The organism is Tessaracoccus aquimaris, from assembly GCF_001997345.1.
Taxonomy (GTDB): Bacteria; Actinomycetota; Actinomycetes; order Propionibacteriales; family Propionibacteriaceae; genus Arachnia; species Arachnia aquimaris.
On record NZ_CP019606.1, the window covers coordinates 3,334,979 to 3,350,657 of the forward strand.

At 69.0% G+C, this 15,679-nt stretch carries 12 protein-coding genes; 9 read left to right on the forward strand and 3 right to left on the reverse strand.

Going from position 1 to position 15,679, the window contains the following annotated elements:
• The first annotated feature begins 262 nt into the window (after nt 1–262).
• The 7 genes from BW730_RS15170 to BW730_RS15200 all read left to right on the forward strand — a co-directional run bounded on the left by BW730_RS15170 (nt 263) and on the right by BW730_RS15200 (nt 10,878).
• On the forward strand, nt 263–1,405 hold the full coding sequence (locus tag BW730_RS15170) for a substrate-binding domain-containing protein (RefSeq protein WP_077687000.1): 1,143 nt from the start codon (nt 263–265) through the stop codon (nt 1,403–1,405).
• A gap of 33 nt (nt 1,406–1,438) precedes the next feature.
• The gene (gene mmsA / locus BW730_RS15175) at nt 1,439–2,983 is read left to right on the forward strand and encodes a multiple monosaccharide ABC transporter ATP-binding protein (protein WP_077687001.1); all 1,545 of its coding nucleotides are present in this window, start codon (nt 1,439–1,441) and stop codon (nt 2,981–2,983) included.
• The gene (gene mmsB, locus BW730_RS15180; RefSeq protein ID WP_077687002.1) at nt 2,980–4,176 is read left to right on the forward strand and encodes a multiple monosaccharide ABC transporter permease; all 1,197 of its coding nucleotides are present in this window, start codon (nt 2,980–2,982) and stop codon (nt 4,174–4,176) included. The genes mmsA and mmsB overlap by 4 nt, the downstream gene beginning before the upstream one ends.
• 117 nt (nt 4,177–4,293) lie before the next feature.
• Nucleotides 4,294–5,655: an outer membrane protein assembly factor BamB family protein gene (locus BW730_RS15185; RefSeq protein ID WP_077687003.1), complete on the forward strand. Its 1,362-nt coding sequence runs from the start codon at nt 4,294–4,296 to the stop codon at nt 5,653–5,655.
• Nucleotides 5,656–5,729: 74 nt separating this feature from the next.
• Nucleotides 5,730–7,235 carry an outer membrane protein assembly factor BamB family protein gene (locus BW730_RS15190; protein ID WP_077687004.1) on the forward strand — a complete coding sequence of 502 codons (1,506 nt, stop codon included), beginning with the start codon at nt 5,730–5,732 and terminating at the stop codon, nt 7,233–7,235.
• Between the two features lie 251 nt (nt 7,236–7,486).
• The gene (locus BW730_RS15195) at nt 7,487–8,917 is read left to right on the forward strand and encodes an outer membrane protein assembly factor BamB family protein (RefSeq protein WP_077687005.1); all 1,431 of its coding nucleotides are present in this window, start codon (nt 7,487–7,489) and stop codon (nt 8,915–8,917) included.
• Between the two features lie 587 nt (nt 8,918–9,504).
• Nucleotides 9,505–10,878, forward strand: a complete 1,374-nt coding sequence (locus tag BW730_RS15200) for an outer membrane protein assembly factor BamB family protein (protein WP_077687006.1) — start codon at nt 9,505–9,507, stop codon at nt 10,876–10,878.
• A gap of 3 nt (nt 10,879–10,881) precedes the next feature.
• Here BW730_RS15200 and BW730_RS15205 read toward each other — a convergent pair whose 3' ends face one another.
• Together BW730_RS15205 and BW730_RS15210 are read right to left on the reverse strand one after the other, a co-directional pair.
• Nucleotides 10,882–11,277 (reverse strand): SRPBCC domain-containing protein, encoded by a 396-nt coding sequence (locus tag BW730_RS15205; protein ID WP_077687684.1) that lies wholly within the window; start codon nt 11,275–11,277, stop codon nt 10,882–10,884.
• Nucleotides 11,278–11,327: 50 nt separating this feature from the next.
• The gene (locus BW730_RS15210) at nt 11,328–12,521 is read right to left on the reverse strand and encodes an MFS transporter (protein WP_077687007.1); all 1,194 of its coding nucleotides are present in this window, start codon (nt 12,519–12,521) and stop codon (nt 11,328–11,330) included.
• 29 nt (nt 12,522–12,550) lie between these two features.
• Here BW730_RS15210 and BW730_RS15215 point away from each other — a divergent pair, with 29 nt between their 5' ends.
• Nucleotides 12,551–13,306, forward strand: a complete 756-nt coding sequence (locus BW730_RS15215) for a DeoR/GlpR family DNA-binding transcription regulator (RefSeq protein ID WP_077687008.1) — start codon at nt 12,551–12,553, stop codon at nt 13,304–13,306.
• 2 nt (nt 13,307–13,308) lie between these two features.
• Here the strand turns inward: BW730_RS15215 and BW730_RS15220 are convergent, their stop codons facing one another.
• Nucleotides 13,309–14,559 (reverse strand): MFS transporter, encoded by a 1,251-nt coding sequence (locus BW730_RS15220; RefSeq protein WP_226996848.1) that lies wholly within the window; start codon nt 14,557–14,559, stop codon nt 13,309–13,311.
• A 137-nt stretch (nt 14,560–14,696) separates the two neighbouring features.
• Here BW730_RS15220 and BW730_RS15225 point away from each other — a divergent pair, with 137 nt between their 5' ends.
• A complete protein-coding gene (locus BW730_RS15225; RefSeq protein ID WP_077687009.1) occupies nt 14,697–15,578 on the forward strand; it encodes a pyruvate, water dikinase regulatory protein in 882 nt (293 codons plus the stop codon).
• Nucleotides 15,579–15,679 lie beyond the last annotated feature (101 nt).

Here is a 15,679-nt window from a genome sequence, read left to right on the forward strand (position 1 = left end):
GCGAGACGGCAACGCTGCCGTCAGGGACGGCTTCACCGCCGTCGCTCGACATCCTACGACGTGTAGTAGATGAGGAAACGCGACCCCCGAATTGGCGCAAAAGGCCTTGCGAGCGCGGTGTGCGCGAATCGTTATGTCCTTGTGACCCAAGCGGCTTGACCGCGAGGGTATCCGTGAAAGTATTGTTGCGAAACAAAGCGTGCCTGCCATGGAGGCGGGGCGCTAAGTGGTGGCGAGGGTGCCACCAGAAGGGACGACCTCAATGAACATCTCACGTCGCAATCTCTTGTCGGTCTCGGCGGCCGCGGTGGCGGTTGGCGCACTGTCGGCCTGCAGCAGCGAGCGTGGCGGGGGCACGTCGCCAGCACCCACCGGCACCACCGGTGGCGGTGGCGCCGCTGGCGCGCTGATCGGCATCGCAATGCCCACCAAGAGCCTCGAGCGCTGGAACCGTGACGGCGCCCACCTCGTCGAACTGCTCGAGAAGGCCGGCTACAAGACCAGCCTGCAGTACGCGGACAACAAGCAGGACCAGCAGAACAACCAGGTCCAGAACATGATCAATGACGGCGCCAAGGTGCTCGTCATCGCCTCCATCGACGGCACCGCGCTCGGTCCGGTCCTGACCGCTGCCGCGAGCGCGGGCGTCAAGGTCATCGCATACGACCGCCTGATCAACGGTTCGAAGGACGTCGACTACTACGCGACCTTCGACAACTACAAGGTCGGCCAGTTGCAGGGCCAGTTCATCCTCGACAACGCAGACAAGTACAAGGGCGCCGACGGCACCATCAACCTGGAGCCCTTCGCAGGGTCGCCCGACGACAACAACGCGAAGTTCTTCTTCTCGGGCGCCTGGGACCTCGTCGGCCCCGAGGTCGCGTCGGGCAAGTTCGCCGTCCCCTCCGGCAAGGCGCCGAAGACCAACGAGGAATGGACCACCATCGGCATCCAGGCCTGGAAGTCGGAGACGGCCCAGTCCGAGATGGAGAACCGGCTCAACTCGTTCTACGCCGGCAAGAAGGTCAACATCGTCCTGTCGCCGAACGACTCCCTCGCGCTCGGCATCGAGCAGGCGCTCGACGGCGCAGGCTACAAGGTCGGCACCGACTGGCCGCTCGTCACGGGCCAGGATGCCGACCTCGCCAACGTCAAGGCCATCCTCGACGGCAAGCAGTCGATGACCGTCTGGAAGGACACCCGCAAGCTGGGTGAGCAGGTCGCCACCATGGTCGATCAGCTCATCAAGGGCGAGACCGTCTCCGTCAACGACGAGAAGACCTACGACAATGGCGTGAAGGTCGTGCCGACCTACCTCGTCGAGCCTGAGGTCGTCACGAAGGACAACGTCCAGAGCGCCCTCGTCGACTCCGGCTTCTACAAGGCCTCCGATCTGGGTCTGTGAGGTTGAGCGAGCCCGGAGAGTAAGGACACGAGCATGACTGAGCCAATCCTGCGAATGCAGGACATCGGGAAGACTTTCGGGCCCGTCCGAGCATTGGGCGGCGTCACGATGGACGTGCTGCCCGGTGAGATCCACGCCATCTGTGGTGAGAACGGCGCCGGCAAGTCGACGCTCATGAACGTGCTCTCCGGGCTCTACCCCTACGGGACCTACGAGGGGGAGATCGTCTACGAGGGCCGCGAGATGCGGTTCAAGTCGCTGCGCGACTCCGAGGCAGAGGGAATCGTCATCATCCACCAGGAACTGGGGCTCTCCCCGTACCTGTCGATCGGCGAGAACATCTTCCTCGGCAACGAGCGTTCCAAGATGGGCGTCATCGACTGGGCCGCCACCAACGGGGAGGCGAAGGAGCTTCTGCAGCGGGTCGGCCTGCGTGAGCGGCCGGAGACCCGCGTGATGGACATCGGCGTCGGCAAGCAGCAGTTGGTCGAGATCGCAAAGGCGCTCTCGAAGAACGTCAAGTTGCTGATCCTCGACGAGCCGACCGCCGCGCTCAACGACGAGGACTCCGCCCACCTGCTGAGCCTGATGCGGACGCTGAAGTCCGAAGGGGTGACGCAGATCATCATCTCTCACAAGCTCAACGAACTGATGGCGATCGCCGACTCGATCACCGTCATCCGTGACGGGTCGGTCGTCGAGTCGATGGACAACGTCACGACCGGAGAGAACCCCGCAAGCGAGTCCCGCATCATCCGATCGATGGTCGGCCGACCGCTCGACAACCGGTTCCCGGACCGCGACCCGCACATCGGCGAAGAACTGCTCCGCGTCGAGGAGTGGACGGTCCACCACCCTGAGGACACCGAGCGGATGGTCGTCGACGACGCGTCCCTCAACGTTCGCTCCGGCGAGGTCGTCGGGATCGCGGGGCTGATGGGCGCCGGCCGCACAGAGCTCGCCATGAGCATGTTCGGGCACCAGTACGGCTCCAAAATCTCGGGCCGGGTGTACCTGCGCGGCGAGCTGATCGACACCACGACGGTGCCGAAGGCCGTCGCCAACGGGCTTGCCTACGTCAGCGAGGATCGCAAGAAGTACGGCCTCAACCTGATCGCCGAGATCCGCCACAACGTCAGCGGCGCCGCCTTGAAGAAGGTCAGCCGGGCGGGCGTCATCGACAAGCCAAAGGAGGACGGCGTCGCCCGGGACTACCGCGACAAGATGCGGATCCGGTCATCGTCGATCCAGCAGCGCGTCGGGAACCTGTCGGGAGGTAACCAGCAGAAGGTGGTGCTCAGCAAGTGGATGTTCACCGATCCCGACGTGCTGATCCTCGACGAGCCGACCAGAGGCATCGACGTCGGCGCCAAGTACGAGATTTACCAGATCATCAACGAGTTGGCCGCCAGCGGCCGGGGGGTCATCGTGATCTCCTCCGAGCTGCCCGAGCTGCTCGGCATCTGTGACCGCATCTACGCCCTGAGCGAGGGACGCATCACGGGCCAACTCTCACGAGAAGAAGCGACGCAGGAGTCGCTCATGGAACTAATGACTTTGGAGGCGGCTCGCGCATGAGTACCGAAACTGCAACGGCGAAGCCGAAGGCCTGGGGAGGCTTCGGCACCACGATGCGCGAGTACGGCATCATGGCCGCCCTCGTGCTCATCGTCATCCTGTTCCAGGTGCTGACCGGTGGGAGGCTGCTCCAACCCAACAACGTGACCAGCCTGGTGCAGCAGAACGCCTACGTGCTCATCCTGGCGGTCGGCATGCTGATGGTCATCGTCGCCGGCCACATCGACCTGTCGGTCGGCTCGGTCGTCGCCGCGGTCGGCGGTGTGATCGGCGTGCTGATGGCCGACTACCACGTCAACCCGTGGGTGGCCGTCGCCATCGCGCTGGTCGTCGGAGCGGTGATCGGAGCGTGGCAGGGCTTCTGGGTCGCCTTTGTCGGCGTGCCCGCCTTCATCGTGACCCTCGGCGGCATGCTGATCTTCCGCGGTGTCGCGCAGGTCCTCGTCGGCCGCACTCGTGCAGGTTTCGAGGACTCCTTCGTCAGCATCTCCAACGGCGGCGTAGCAGGCTGGGTCGGCTTCATGGGTGACCTGGACGCCTTCACGGTCATTGTCGGCATTGTCGGCATCGTCGGGCTGATCTTCTCGACGTTGCGCCGCCGGATGGTCGCCAGGTCGCGCCGCCTCGAGGTCGAGCCGATGGGGCTGATGCTCGTCAAGCTGATCGGCCTCAGCGTCCTGATCGCCCTTGCCACCTACTGGGTCGCAAGCAGCAATCTCGGGCTTCCCTACGTGCTCGTGATCGTCGGCCTCGTCATCCTGCTGTACTCGTGGCTGATGGGAAACACCGTCTTCGGGCGCCACGTCTATGCGATCGGCGGCAACCTCGCGGCCGCGAAGCTGTCGGGCATCAACACCCGCAAGGTGAACTTCTGGCTGTTCGTGAACATGGGCGTGCTGTGTGGCCTCGCAGCGGTCGTCGTGACGTCGCGTGCCGGTGCCGCGGTGGCCGCCGCCGGCCAGAACTACGAACTCGACGCCATCGCGGCCTGCTTCATCGGCGGCGCAGCCGTCTCCGGCGGTATCGGCCGCGTGTCGGGCGCCATCATCGGCGCGCTCATCATGGGCGTGCTGAACATGGGCCTGTCGATCATGAGCGTCGATCCGTCCTGGCAGTTCGTCGTCAAGGGCCTGGTCCTCATCGTGGCTGTCGCGTTCGACATGATCAACAAGGGAAGATCGGCGAAGGCCTAACATCTCCCTTATGGGGTCTCCGATGGCCGAAGGCCACCCGCCCGAGCCCGTCGTGTTCGATCTCGACGACAACGAGACGCCGCCCCGCAGAGGTGGGGGCGGCGTCAGTCGCGGTGGGTGCTCGTCGGCGTCGCGCTGGTCGCGGTCGGCCTGACCGCGGTACTACTACGACCGGCGCCCCGCCAACCGGTGGACCTCTCGGGTCTCCGAACGGCGCCCCAGGGGGCGTGGACCCACAGGATCGACCTCGACCAGGGCGTGCTTGCCTTCGAGTGCGGGGATGGGGGCATCGGGCTCTCCCGACAGAGCGAGGTCGGCCCCACACTCGAATGCCGCAGCGCCTCCGATGGTTCGGTGACCTGGGAGAAGAGCTACCCCGAGTCGACGGGAGCCTGGGTGGTAGACCTTCCCGGCAGCCCCTACCTCGTGGTGCAACCGCCATACGTCGGCGGGAACACGGACGACACCACCTACACGCTGCTGGAGCGTCGCACGGGCGAGAGCGTCGCCGAACTGGTCCTCCCCGGGGCCGACTGGGACGCCGGCGGATGGAGCGCGCTGGCGGCGGGTGACGAGGGGACGCTGGTAGCGAGCCACCTTGACCCCGAGCAGGGCGCGGTAGAGACCTGGGCCATCGATCCCTCCCACCCGGAGCGGCGCCTCTGGACCACGCACCTGGAGAGCTGGCCGGGCAATGCGCTCCTGGGGCAGTACGGGGCGGTGCTCGAAGAGCACGCGGGATACCTGTGGGATCGCAGCAACCTGGACAGGGGCGGGTACGGTCTCGTGCTCGACCGCAACGACGGTTCGACCCCCAAGTGGGCCCTCGAAGGAGACCAGTTCGCCTACGTGGGTGAGGTCGCGATCGCCGCCCAGTCGACCTCGGGGGTACGGGCCGTCGACCTGGCGACCGGAGCCGAGTTGTGGACGAAGGACGAACTCGGGGTGACGGCGGTAGGGGCGACCAACGCGGCCTACCTGCTCACGCGCCGGACCGAACCAGGAGGCTTCGACCCCGAGACGGGGGAGCACACGCAGCAGCACGGCGTGACGCGACTGACAAAGGTCGATCCCCGCTCTGGGCGACAACGGTGGGTCTCGCCCTTCAACTACGACATCGGCGTGGTGCGGCAACTCGGCGGGCGACTGTTGGTCGCGGAGCCGCTTCTCTCCGGCTCGCCCGAGAGCGCGGTGGGCAGGCTGAGCGTGCTCGACGATCGCACCGGCCGCCGACTCTGGGACGTCACCCGGGAGGGGGCCCTGCTTGCCGGGCTCTACTCCGGCGACGACTCGGTCGTGGCTCACTTCGTGACCTACCCGGATGACGGGCACGGCGACCAGATCCCAAGGACGGCCCTGGTGGCGGTCGACCTGCGAAGCGGCGAGACGCTGTGGGAGGTCGAGGAGATGTGGGCGCAGGTCGTGTCCGGTCACCTGATCACCTATGCCTCTGACGGCACCGTGACGGTGTACCGCTGAGGCGGCGGCGACCGCGTCGGGCAGAACCGCCCGGATGACGCCCGACGACGGCCCGGCCGTCCTAGCATTGCCTCATGGGGTCTACGGCCAAGGGTGGTCGTTGGTCGTCGCCGTCCGACGTCGACCTGGTGAACCTTGACCTCGAACCGTCCCGCGCTCCGCACCGTCGGTGGGGACGCCGCGAGTCGCGCGTGACCGCTGTCGTCGCTGGGGCGCTCACCGTCGTCATCGTCGGCGCGCTCCTTCGGCCGGAGGCGCCGCTGCCTGTCGAGGTCGTCGGGCTCACCGAACGACCCCAGGTCGCCTGGGTGGTCGATGCCGACAGCGGCCAGGACGTGTGGCGGCTCGGGGACTGTGCGGGCGACGGGATCGCACTGATGAGCACCGCCGACCGTGGATCGTCCACCGTGAGTTGCCGCGGGAGCGTCGACGGCGTGGAACTGTGGCGCAGAAGCTACCCGACGCAGCAGTCGGGGCTGCTGACCTCCGCGCACGGCCCGTTCGTCGTTGTGCTGGACCAGCAACGTGGGGAGGCGAGCGTGCTCGCCCGCGACGACGGACGCGACGTTGCGACCCTGCGGCTGCCCGCGATCAACCTGGACGCGGGGGAGTTGAGCGCCGTCGCGTTCACCGACCGTGGAACGCTGCTGATCAACTCCTCGACCCCCGGGGACTGGGAGGGCATCACCGTCAATGCGCTCGATGTCACGGGCGGCGGGCGAGGACTGTGGACCGCTCGGGTCGACCGTGGTCGCGCAGGCAGGGGCCTCAGCTTCGGGGGAGAGCCGCTCGTCGAATACGGCGGGTTCCTGTGGGACCGCAGCGACGTCTCGGACGCGGGCTTCGGGCTCGCGCTCAACTCCGTCGACGGGTCGGTGCCCGACTGGAGCCGTCGCAGCGAACTGATGACGTTCTCGGGCGACGTGGTGCTCGGCACGGTCGCTGCGGGCGGCGCGGTCGCCTACGACCTTGCCTCCGGCGAGGCGTTGTGGGGGAAGCAGCGGCGCGGTCTGACTGCGACGGCAGGGCTCGGGGCCTTCTTCCTCATCCAGCCGACCGCCGTCCCCGCATCGCTCGACCCCGTCACCGGTGCTCGCACGCAGCAGCACGACGCGGCGAAGGTGACGAGGGTGGACCCGCGCTCCGGCCGGGAGCGGTGGACGACACGACTCGACCACGCGGCCCGCGTCACCGCGGTCGTGGACGACGCGCTCCTGGTGGCGGAGAACAACTCGTTCAACCCATGGAACGGAGGGGAGGCCGTCCTGTCGGCGCTCGACGCCCGCACCGGAGAGGTGCGCTGGACGCGGCGCTTCCCGCAGAGTCACCTCGGGTTCATGAAGGGCGGCGACGGCGTGGTCGTCGTCGAGTTGGCGGGGCCGACCGTGCTCGAGAAGCGCGACCTCGACGAGTCGAGCACGCTCATTTGGTTGACAGGACACGAGAGCACGGTCGTCGGTTTCGACCTGGCCTCCGGCGAGGACCGGTGGCGCCTCGACCTCGAGCGCGGCTCGGCCCAGGTGATCGGCCGTCACCTCGTCACCCAGGACGAGTCGGGCACCATCACCGTCTACCGCTGACCGCTGCTTGCCGCTGACCGCTGCTTGCCGCTGACCGCTGCCTGCCGTTGACCGATGCGCTGGTTGGGTCTGGCGTTGAGCAGTAATCGGTGGTCGTTTCGCCGTGCGCCACGAGGACGCGGCGTGTCGCGCAACGAGGCACGGATGCTGCTCAAGTCCTGCCGCGGCCATCCCGCCCCGTCCTTGGCTGGACCGGCGATAGACACCGGGGTTCGTCACATGCGGGGACGGGCCCGGTCTAGCATGCGGGCATGAAGGTCGACGCGGATCCGGGCAGCGCCGACGCGCGCGCCGAGTTCCTGGACCTCGATGAGGCGCCCACCCGTGGGCCCCTGGTGACGTGGACGCCGCGGCGAACGCTCGCCACCGTCGCGATCGGGGTCGCCGCCGCCCTCGTCGCCACCCTCGCAGTCGCGCTGTGGCCGCGCCCCGACCCGCCACTCGACCTCGTCGGCATGGTTGGAGGCCCGGTCGTTGCCTGGGAAAGGCCCCTGACCAACCCTCGGCAGGTGCCGCTGCTGTTTCCCTGCGGAGCGGAGCGGGTCGCCCTGGTGGAGATGACTGCACCCGACCTCACCGTCACGTGCCTGGAGGCGGCCGACGGTCGTGAGGCCTGGACGGCGAAGGTCCCCGACCAGCGGAGCCTCGAGGTTCGCGACCTGGTCGGCACGCCCTACCTTGCCGTCGGTGCGGCCCCCGAGGTGACGCTCCTGAACAGGAAGACCGGGAGCATCGCCGGCCGCGTGCCCCTCCCGACGCAGACAAGCGACTTCCCGGCGACGCTCTCCGGCACGACGTCAGGGCGGCTGTTGATCGCCTCGACCTGGACGGCCGGGCTGAATTCGGGGCTGAGGGTCACGGCGCTCAAGGGCCTCGACGCGTCCGAACCGCGCTGGCGCGTCGATCTCCCGACACACGACGCAGGCGCGGGGTTCCAGGGCGGCTACCGCCCCGTCGAGGAGCGGCGCGGCTACCTGTGGGATCCCGAGCACGATGCGTCGGGCTTCGCGCTGGCGCTGGACGCCAGGACGGGCGAGCAGCCGCCTTGGAGCGCGGCAGCCTCGCGGTTGGGAGTCGTCGACGACGTGGTGGCGGCCCAGGAACCCGGCGGAGTCAGCGGCTACGAGATCTCGTCGGGTCGGCTGTTGTGGCAGGTGAAGGGCGACCACTCGCTCGCGGTGGCGGGCGAAAGGACGGTGATCCTCATCGACGCACCCGAGCCCGACGCCACCCTCGAGCCCGGCTCTGGCGGGCTCACCAGCACGGTGTCCGCGATCGACCCGTGGACCGGGCGGGAGCGCTGGCGCGCCCAGGTGCCGCTCATGGCCTCCGTCGCCCGGGTGACCGGCGACGGCGTCCTGGTGTCCAACCTGCGCACCATCAACGGCAACGCGGCGCTCACGATGCTGGCCCTCGACGACGGCGCCGTGCGCTGGTCCCACGAGATCGACGGCTACACGGGGTTGTTCACCGCGCTGGGGGAAGGGTACGTGATGGTCGACGGGTGGACCATGACGAGCGACCCCGACAGCTCCGCGGTCGCGTCCCTGAACGACGAGGCGCTCTTCGCGATCGACCTGGCGACGGGTGAGGAGCGGTGGCGCCTCGACGCGAGCACCCCGCAAGTGGTGGGTCGCCGCGTCGTCGACATCGTCGACGGCAAGGTCGTCGCCTACCGCTGACCCGTGGTGCAGGTGCCGAGCGTCGACGCCTCGCGCCTAGGTGGCCTGGGCCGGTCGCCGTTCCCTGAGCTTGTCGAAGGGTCCGCAACCACTGCTGGTCGTTCGGACGTCTCGACAAGCTCGACGAACGGATCCCCCTCCCCTGAGCTTGTCGAAGGGTCCGCAACCACTGCTGGTCGTTCGGACGTCTGGACAAGCTCGACGAACGGATCCCCCTCCCTCCGGCAGTGGTCGCTCGGACGTCTCGACAAGCTCGACGAACGGATCCCCCTCCCTCCGGCAGTGGTCGCTCGGACGTCTCGACAAGCTCGACGAACGGTCGCCGTTCCCTGAGCTTGTCGAAGGGTCCGCAACCCGCGCTGGTCGTTCGGACGTCTCGACAGGCTCGACGAACGGACTCCGCGCCGCGAACCCGTCCCCGGGTTCCCCACAGTCCGCGGCTCTGCGCGTCGAGAGCACCCAGAGACGTCCCTGCCGACTACCACCGGCGCGTGGCCTCCGATCAGTGCTCGGCGTTTCTGCGGACGGATCGCGCGGGAGGACTCCAAACGCAGGGTTCCCGTGGTTACCGTTGCCGTGGAGGAGGCATGACCGACGACGTGATCGAGCTCGCCGAATTGACTCGGCCGGCTCCCGAAGCCCGGTGGACGGGCCGCCACACCGGGCTGGTCTTCGCGGCGCTGGTCATCATCGCGGGCATCATCGCCGCCCTCACCTTCCTGACCGCCCCACTCCCGCCCGGCGACCGACTCACGCTGCAGGCGGCACCGCTGCCCGCCTGGACGACGAAGCTCGCCGACGACGAGTCGGCGATCGGCATCGGGGGCGACCTGATCGTCATCCACCAACGACGACTCGGCGACCAGGGCGCGGCCGTCCGCGGCATCGACCCCACGAGCGGGCGCGAGTTGTGGCGCCACAACGTCCGCGGTCAGGCCGGGCCACTGCTGGTGCGGAACCTGCCAGGCACCGGCTGGCTCGCGCTCCAGGCAGGTTCCGAGGTGACCCTCCTCGACCGGCTGACCGGCGCCCAGGCGGGGCGCTTCACCCTCCCCGACGGCGACGGCGGCGACGCCTGGTTCGGATCGAGCGACAAGGGGACGCTGCTGATGGCCGTGCCGAGTTACGGGTCAGTGGGGCGGGTCCTGACCGTCTCGCGCCTGTCGGCGCCGGACCCGAGGGCAGTCGTCTGGAGCAGGGAGGTGCCCCTCAACGCCGTCCTGATGCTCGCGCTGCGGCAGATGGACGTGGTGGAGCGCGAGGGGTTGCTGCTCGTGCGCAGTGCAGACGGATGGCGCGGTTCCGGCCGATACTCGCTTGCCCTCCGCGCCTCCGATGGGCGGGCGCCGGACTGGACGCGCGGCGTCGAGCGGTTCGTGATCGCCCGCGGCGTGGCGGTGTTCGGGGTCGATGGCCGGCTCGAGGGGCGCGAACTTCGCACCGGTCGCGAGTTGTGGCGATTGCAGCCGGCCTCGGCCTATCTGTTCGGGACCGACAGCGCGTTGATCATCGAGTCGATGGGCGAGTTGCGTCGGCTCGATCCCTACTCGGGCCGCACGCAGTGGACCACGGCCGTCGGGTCGGTGTTCACGGCCCTTGTCGAGCACGGAGACCAGTTGGTCTTCTACGAGGGCGCCCAGACGATCTTCCCCGACCGGGGCACGACGAAGGCGGACTCGGCCGCGCCGTGGGTCGCCGCCCTCGACCTGTCGACCGGGCGACCGCTGTGGCGTACGACGACGCCGTCACCGGTGCTCGACGTGATGCTCGGCACCGAAACGGTCATCGCGCGGATGTACGACGCACACGACACGTCGCCGACCTTCGAGGTGGCCGCCCTCACCGAGGGCGGCGCGATCTCGTGGGTGTGGCGGGATCAGCGCGACTCGTGGAGCCTCACCCGCCTCGGAAGCCACCTGGCCACGATCGACCCCGACGGGACGCTGACCCTGTGGAACTGAGCCTCAGGCCAGGTCGGCCAGGCGGGTGAGCGCGTCCTCCCAGTGGGACGACAGGGCATCGAGGTCGGCGTCGACCGGGAGACGGTCCTGCGCCAGGTCGAGCCGGGTGTGCCCGTCCTGGTCGCTGAGGCGCAGGTCGACCACGGTGCGTGGCGCTTCCCCGTCCGCGTGCCAGGAGAATCTGATCTGTTCCATGGGATGGAAGCTTCGCGTGACGCCGTACGAGCCGTCAGTGGCTCGCCAGTCGTCGCCCTTGGAGCCCAGTCGTCCGCCGGTGCCAAGCAAAGCCTCATTACCTGGCGGGGTCATGAGGGCCGACCAGACGTCGGCGAGGGGCTTGTGCACGGCGAGCGACACCTCAAGATTCGTGAGGTCTGCTGCGGGGTCTGCGGTTTGCATCGACTGCACCTCCTGCTGCGGCCAGCGTCGTTGCCGACCGTGGTACAACCCTAGCCGTGAGCGCCGACGAGCGCGGCTGAATCGCGCTTGGCCCGCCACACCAGATGAGCGATCAACGCGGCGGTCAGACCCGCCGCTACGGGCACCAGCATCGCGAGCCGTAGCCCGACGGCATCGGAGATGACGCCGATCAGCGGGGAGGTGCCAAGGAAGCCGAGTCGCATCAACCAGCCGAGCAACGCGACGCCGGATCCGTGCGCGAATCCGGGGATCCGGGCGGCGGCAGCGAAGGCCGCGGGAACCAGCGTTGCGCACCCGAAGCCGGTCAGCGCGAACCCGAGGTACGGGGCGAGGACCCCAGGTGCCGTCACCACCATCACGGCGCCGACCGCGACGAGCACACCCCCGAACCGGGCGACGGCTCCTCGACCCCACCGGTCCGTCATCGGGTCGCCGAGGATGCGCCCGACGAACTGGCTGAGCAGGACGACCGTGTAGCCCATCCCCGCCACCCCGATGGTCGCGCCCGCCTCGCTGGTCAGGAACAGGGTGACCCAGTTGTTGGCGATGTCCTCGATGAGCGTGCCGCAGATGGCCAGCAGCGCGATCGGGATCAGCAGTCGCCATGCGGATCGCGTCGGCGAGCCGGCCTCAGTTCCGGCGGCTGCCTCGGCGGGTGGTTGCCCGTCCTGCGGGGTGCCCGCGATGAGGCTGGCGACGATGGCGATGGCCGCCCAGAGTGCCCCGGTGACCGCCAGTTGGGGGCCGAGCGGAAGGCCCCTGGCCGCGCTCCAGGCCGCCACGGTGCCGCCGGTGGCCGCTCCGAGGCTCCACAGCGCGTGCAGCGAGTTGATGATCGAGCGGCCGCGCCATTCCTCGACCGTCACTCCCTGGATGTTCTGGGCCGCGTCGACCACGGCGTCGGTGAACCCGGCGAGCACAAACGGGAGGGCGAAGAGCACCGGGGTCGGCGCGAACCCCGCGAGCGCGATCAGCGCTCCGAGCAGGACCGAGCCGACAGCGGTCACCGTCCGCGCCCCGAAGCGCCTGACGAATGCCCCGCCTGCCGCGGCCGCCAGGATCGACCCGATCGGCATCGCGATCACCATGAGGCCGAACTGGGTGTTGCTGAGCGAGAACGCTGCCTTCACCTCTGGCAGTCGGGGCAGGATGCTCGCCACCAGAGCACCGTTGGTGAAGAACATCAGGGAGACGCCGACCTGGGCGAGTCGCGGAGAGGACATCCCCCGACGGTAAGTGCTTGAATGATCATGTGCAACGATCACTTCGTCATAAAACGATCATCCAGGCCCTGGGTGAGGGAGAGGTCAGGGTCGTTGACCTGATGCGGCTGACGGGCGCATCGAGCATCACCATCCGTCGCGACCTCGCCGAGCTTGCCGCGGTTGGGGCGCTCGAAAGGACCCACGGGGGCGCGCGTCGTCCGCTCAAGAGGGGCGCCCCGATGCCGTTCGCGTCCCGTCGGGAGGCCGACCAGCACGTCAAGGCCGCGCTAGCCAGGAGGGCCGCGGTACTCATCGCGGATGATGAGTCGGTCATCCTCGACAACGGCACGACCTGCTACTCGGTCGCACAGGAACTGGCCGGGCGGCCCCTGACGGTGCTTGCGCTCTCGCTCCATGCGGCAGCAGCGCTCGCGTCGCGGCCAGGGGCGAGCGTCTCGACTCCCGGAGGGCCCGTCGAGACGGACACGTTGGCGCTTGTGGGCTCTGCGGCCATGACGGCCGTGCTCAACTTCCGTGCCGACGTCGCGCTGCTCGGAGCCTGCTCCGCTGCGCCGGAGGACGGTCTGACAAGCACCACGTTCGAGGATGCCGAACTCAAGCGGGCGGTGATCGCCGCGTCCCGACGACGGATCCTGGTCACCTCCGCAGGGAAGCTGAGCCGCACCGCGAGCTTCCGGTTCGGTGACCCGGCAGACCTCACGCACCTGGTCACGACCGCCGACGCACCCGCCGACGCCCTGCATGCCTACCGCTGCGCCGGCGTCGAGATCCTGCTTGCGTAGATCTAGGGCTGCCGCCGGGGGGCCTCGGCTCCGGTGGCCCTGACCGGATCGACCGACCTCAGCGAGGCGGCCAGCGCTATGGCCACGCCGACCAGCGCGCCCGAGAACGTCGCGACGCCGGGCCATCCGTAGTGGGTCCAGATGAAGCCGGCCGCCGACCCGCATGCGCTGGAGCCGAAGTAGTAGAACGCGAGGTAGAGCGATCCCGCCATCCCCGTGCCGCGGCCCTTCCGCGACGCCCGCAGCGTCACCCAGGCGCTGGCCGTCCCGTGGGCCGCGAAGAATCCGGTCGTGATGAGGGCCACCCCGACGATGACCGCCGCCAGGCTGTCGAGGAGCGTGAACCCGATGCCGAGCAGGAAGACCAGCAGCGCGACCGGCACGACCCGGCTCGGCCCGAACCGCGCGGCGAGGCGCCCCGCGTATGGCGAACTGACCGAGCCGAGCAGATAGCTGACGAACACGAGGCTCGCCACCCCGACCGACAGGTTGAACGGCGCGCCCACCAGCCTGAACGCCAGTGCGTTGAACGCGGCCACGAAGGCGCCCATCGCGGTGAACCCGATGCAGTAGAGCCGCAGCAGCCCGTCGTCGAGCAGCATCCGCCGCGCGTTGGCCGCGAGTTCGGTGTGGTTGAGCGGCGTCGGCTGGAACCGTCGCGCCGGCGGCAGCAGCACTCCGAGGGAGACGGCGATCGCCAGCGACATGGCCCCGATCAGCCCGATGGCCCATTGCCAGCCCAGCACGTCGGCGATCACTCCGGTGAGGAGGCGGCCCGTCATCCCGCCGATCGCGGTGCCTCCGATGTAGAGCCCGGTCGCGGCGGAGGCCGACCTCGGTGCGATCTCGTCGCGCAGGTAGGCGGCGGCGACCGCGGGCAGCCCCGCGACGGCGAACCCGACCGCTGCCCGCAGCACCAGAAGCAGCGGCCACGAGGGCATGAACGCGACCGCCGTGCCGAGCAGTGCCGCGACAAGCAGCGTGACGCGCATCAGGTTCATGCGTCCGACGGCGTCCGAGAGTGGCCCGAACACCAGCAGCGCGACGCCCATCGCGACGGTCGTGACCGAGAGCGCGAGCGTTGCCGAGCCTGCACCGACGCCGAACTCGGAGGCCAGCAGCGGCAGCACAGGTTGGGGGCAGTAGACCAGCGCGAACGTCGCGAGGCCCGCGAGGAACAGGCCCAAGGTGATGCGCCGGTACTGCGCCTGGCCCGGGGCCCAACCCTCGAACGGGGCTGGGGCGGTGGTCACAACCCGATTCAACCACCCGCGGATCGATCCGTTCGGTGCCGGCCGGGCATCGTGTGGGGCTGCGTGAGGGGGGACGCGGTGCGGCGTCGGCACGCCCCCGCCGGTGGCGCGCCGGTGAGCGGGCCTAGAGTGTGCCCATGTCAGCCCTCGAAATCCACATCATCGCCGACTCCACCGGCGAGACCGCGGCCAGGATAGCCCGGGCCGCCGTGGCGCAGTTTCCCACGCGAGAGTTCACCATCGTCCGGCACAGGAAGATGAACTCGACGAAGGCGCTGATCCTGGCCCTCGAGGAGGTGCGCGACTCCGGCAACCCGGTCGCCGTCTTCTACACCCTCGTCAACGAGGAACTGTCCGACCTCGTGCGTAACTTCTGTCACGACGCCCGCATCCCCGTCGCCGATCTGATGACCGACGCCATGCACGCCCTTGAGCAGATCTCGGGGATCGAGGCGGATCAGGTCGCGATGCGCGCGCCCGGCGTCGAGGCTGAGTATTTCGTGCGGATGTCGGCGATCGACTTCGCGGTCCGCAACGACGACGGTGCGATGCCCGGCGCGCTGCACGAGGCCGACATCTGCCTTGTCGGCCCCTCCCGATCCGGCAAGACGCCCCTGTCGATCTACCTCGGCTACCTCGGCTACAAGGCCGTCAACGTGCCGCTGGTGCCGGGGATCGCGCCGCCGCCCGAACTGTTCACGATCGACAAGTGGCGCATCATCGGGCTCACGATGGACGCTGAGCGACTGCTGAAGATCCGCGGCGAGCGGGTGCGTGGGATGGGTGGCTTCGGCACCAAGGACGGCTACGCCGACCTCGTCAAGATCTACGACGAACTCGACGAGATCGCCAAGGTCCACCGCAAGTTGGGGGCACCCATCATCGACACGACCGGCGTCGCGCTGGAGGAGGCGGCCTCGCGGATCATCGACATCGTCGACGAGCGCGCCAAGAAGGTCGGCGCGCGGCTACGCCGTCCACCGGGCGTCGTGCGGGCAGGGGACTCCTGGCGCCCCTAGCCGCGCGGGTCTGTGACCCGCGCACCGAAGGCCTCGTCGCGCCGCCTGCCTGGTCGCCCGCCGCAGTCGTGGCGTGGGGCGCACGAACACCGGGTCGCTGC

Excerpts from the sequence above, each read along its gene's own strand:
- BW730_RS15195 (WP_077687005.1), top strand. The coding sequence starts at position 7,487 with ATGAAGGTCGACGCGGATCCGGGCAGCGCCGACGCGCGCGCCGAGTTC.
- BW730_RS15200 (WP_077687006.1), top strand. The coding sequence starts at position 9,505 with ATGACCGACGACGTGATCGAGCTCGCCGAATTGACTCGGCCGGCTCCC.
- BW730_RS15210 (WP_077687007.1), bottom strand. The coding sequence starts at position 12,521 with ATGTCCTCTCCGCGACTCGCCCAGGTCGGCGTCTCCCTGATGTTCTTC.
- mmsB (WP_077687002.1), top strand. The coding sequence starts at position 2,980 with ATGAGTACCGAAACTGCAACGGCGAAGCCGAAGGCCTGGGGAGGCTTC.
- BW730_RS15205 (WP_077687684.1), bottom strand. The coding sequence starts at position 11,277 with ATGCAAACCGCAGACCCCGCAGCAGACCTCACGAATCTTGAGGTGTCG.
- BW730_RS15190 (WP_077687004.1), top strand. The coding sequence starts at position 5,730 with ATGGGGTCTACGGCCAAGGGTGGTCGTTGGTCGTCGCCGTCCGACGTC.
- mmsA (WP_077687001.1), top strand. The coding sequence starts at position 1,439 with ATGACTGAGCCAATCCTGCGAATGCAGGACATCGGGAAGACTTTCGGG.
- BW730_RS15170 (WP_077687000.1), top strand. The coding sequence starts at position 263 with ATGAACATCTCACGTCGCAATCTCTTGTCGGTCTCGGCGGCCGCGGTG.
- BW730_RS15225 (WP_077687009.1), top strand. The coding sequence starts at position 14,697 with ATGTCAGCCCTCGAAATCCACATCATCGCCGACTCCACCGGCGAGACC.